We start from the raw sequence: 2,537 nt of genomic DNA on the forward strand, positions 1-2,537 counted from the left end.
CGAGAATCTGCACACAGGTTCCGATTACTCTTCCCCTCTCATCTCGGCAGGCTGAGGGATGCACTCCTCAGAAAACCATTTCAGGTTTCGATTCATTCAGACGCTTTCACGTCGCACACCATCCACATTTTCAGTATATCACAAAAAATTTAATATCTTAACATATTTTGAAAATTTTTGTAAAGAATTTTTTAGGGAGTCGGGAGTCGGGAGTCGGGAATCGGGAGTCGGGAGTTGCGTAGGGTGCGTTAGGGACGGACTTACCCTCATTTTCTCGGTAGCCACTGTTGGGATAGTCCGTCCCGTAACGCACCACCGGGTAAAACAGCTTTAATTACATACAATCTTTCTATTGCCTTTTGCCTTTTGCCTCTTGCATTTTGCTTATAATTAATACGGTTATCTTTTAATCAAAATTAGACAAATGTCTATCCAACAAATAACTACAGAATATATTGCCATAGATCCTGACTATTGTTATGGGAAACCCCGCATCGCTGGGACAAGAATGCCTGTTGCTGCCATTGCTGAAATGTATTTGGAGATGAAAGACTCTTTAGCAGAAATTGCTCACAAGTATGATCTGTCCTTAGCCCAGGTTCATGGGGCAATGGCATACTATTATGAGCATCAAAAAGACATTGACCGTCACACCATTGAAACTGATCGACTTGTTGAACAAATAAAGGAAAATAATCCTACTTCAAAGTTTCAGCAAAAATGGAGAGAAATCACGGGTGATGTCAAGTCTGATGGTTGGGCGTGTTGAGTATCTGTGAGCGATTGACCTTGGCCTTTAGGCCACGCTACGCGAATGGTCACGCTTTCGGCAAAGCCGACGCTGCGCGAACGCGATTGACCTTTGGTCACGCTTTGCGAACGCTGTTGTACTCAACTTTTGCCTCTTGCCTCTTGCCTCATGCCTCTAATACCTGATAGCTGGTGCGTTACGGGGCGGACTATCTCAACGCTGGCTACGAGGTTGAACATGAGGGCAAGTCCGCCCCTAACGCACCCTACTCCTACTATTGCCTATTGCTAGCATGCCTATTGCCTGAGGTGTTCCCGATTCCCGATTCCCGATTCCCGATTCCCTACTCCCCACACACCCCACACCCCACACCCCACACCCTACTCCCTACTCCCTGTTCCCTGTTCCCTGATAATTCCTCCACATTTCCAAATAAGCCTTTTCCATTTCCCGAGTAAATTCCTTACCATTCCACAAGGGGGCAGTTTGTCGAGATTGTCGCAGTTTCCAGGAAATCTGTTGTCTGAGGGCTGGGTCTTTGCCTAAGCGAATCCCCCACTCGATATACTGATCATCTGTCCAGGCAATGCCTTCAGTGATTCCAGCATTCATCATCATGGTGTAACTGTTGCGAGCAACAAACTGTTCTCCCACTCTGGTGACTAGGGGAATACCCATCCAGAGGGTTTCCAGGGTAGTGGTGGCTCCATTGTAGGGATAGGTATCCAGGACTACATCCGCAATGCCTAAGTTGGCACGATGAACCGCTTCCGTAGGAACTTCTGGTAGAAACCGGAGGCGATCGCACTCTACTCCTTCTTCTTCCGCAATCTGGTTAAAGAACCGTTTGATCGAGTCTTGGTCAGATTTACCTTTAATCAAAAAGTAGCTATTGGGGACTGCTTTGATAATTTTCATTTGCAGCCTTGTGGTATCGGGATTGCGCTTGTATCCCCTCTGACTACTGAGATAAATGGTGGCATCGTTGGGAATATCCAGGTGGTCCCGACGTAAGCTAGGTACACCCACTTCAAACCCATCCACAGCAATATAGGTTTGGGGTAAGCGCCAGATTTTCTCGGAATAGTACTCCTGAGCGGAATCCGGTAATACGTAGGGGTCAGCAATCATGTAATCAATGGCAGGTAATCCTGAAGCATCCCACCCTAGCCAAGTGACTTGTACTGGTGCCAGTTTCAGAGCCATGACTGCACAGCTGATATCCAGGGTGATGCTATCCAGGTCAATTAAAATATCCAGTTGATCCTGATAAACCTGCTCAGCCACATCTAGAACATGAATCCCTAATTTGCGAGGATGGTCTACTTGATTGATATACCATTCTTGGAGGTTATCGTTTACTAGCTTATAATCTACAAAATAGCCATAAAGTTGAAACCGCTCCCGGTCATGATGCTCAAACAGCCAACGAGCTAGCCACCCCACAGAATGCCGTCTTAAACAACTACACAGGTATCCAACTTTTAAGGGTCTGGTAGTTTTTCCTCCCTCCTGAATTCCCCCCTTAATAAGGGATCCCCCCTTACCCCCCTTAATAAGGGGGGATCCATGCTCAATTCCCTGCTCCCTGCTCCCGACTTCCCTGTTCCCTGTTCCCTGTTCCCTGCTCCCTGCTCCCTCCTCAATTCCCCCCTTATTAAGCTATCCATTAGGCAAAAGTAGTCGAAACAGTGATAGAGACTAGGATTTAGGCAAGGATTGGGAGAGGAGTGGTGAGAGCCATTATTAAACTAACAGGGATTTCCCAAGACTGCGGTCGCAAAAT

General features: G+C 46.9%; 4 protein-coding genes and 1 pseudogene. 3 read left to right on the forward strand and 2 right to left on the reverse strand.

Features of this window, described 5'->3' with window-relative positions; translation table 11 throughout:
• Nucleotides 1–157: 157 nt before the first annotated feature.
• The gene (locus tag F6K46_RS39280) at nucleotides 158–313 is read right to left on the reverse strand and encodes a hypothetical protein (protein WP_293068778.1); all 156 of its coding nucleotides are present in this window, start codon (nucleotides 311–313) and stop codon (nucleotides 158–160) included.
• Nucleotides 314–424: 111 nt separating this feature from the next.
• Between F6K46_RS39280 and F6K46_RS39285 the strand changes: the two genes are divergently transcribed.
• Genes F6K46_RS39285 through F6K46_RS39295 form a run of 3 tightly spaced genes read left to right on the forward strand, consistent with a single transcriptional unit; the run spans nucleotide 425 to nucleotide 1,209 of the window.
• Nucleotides 425–769: a DUF433 domain-containing protein gene (locus F6K46_RS39285; protein WP_293068780.1), complete on the forward strand. Its 345-nt coding sequence runs from the start codon at nucleotides 425–427 to the stop codon at nucleotides 767–769.
• 14 nt (nucleotides 770–783) lie between these two features.
• Nucleotides 784–936, forward strand: coding sequence for a hypothetical protein (locus F6K46_RS39290; RefSeq protein WP_293068783.1), 153 nt, complete (start codon nucleotides 784–786; stop codon nucleotides 934–936).
• A gap of 6 nt (nucleotides 937–942) precedes the next feature.
• The gene (locus tag F6K46_RS39295; protein WP_293068786.1) at nucleotides 943–1,209 is read left to right on the forward strand and encodes a hypothetical protein; all 267 of its coding nucleotides are present in this window, start codon (nucleotides 943–945) and stop codon (nucleotides 1,207–1,209) included.
• On the opposite strand, the pseudogene F6K46_RS39300 reads toward F6K46_RS39295, so the two are convergent.
• Nucleotides 1,139–2,251 (reverse strand): annotated as a pseudogene (locus F6K46_RS39300) (O-linked N-acetylglucosamine transferase, SPINDLY family protein); the annotation flags it as partial. The gene F6K46_RS39295 and the pseudogene F6K46_RS39300 sit on opposite strands and share 71 nt — an antisense overlap.
• Nucleotides 2,252–2,537 lie beyond the last annotated feature (286 nt).

Source organism: Moorena sp. SIO3E8, assembly GCF_010692445.1.
Classification (GTDB): Bacteria; Cyanobacteriota; Cyanobacteriia; order Cyanobacteriales; family Coleofasciculaceae; genus Moorena; species Moorena bouillonii.

Coding starts and splice junctions, on each gene's coding strand:
- F6K46_RS39285 (WP_293068780.1), top strand. CDS start 425: ATGTCTATCCAACAAATAACTACAGAATATATTGCCATAGATCCTGAC.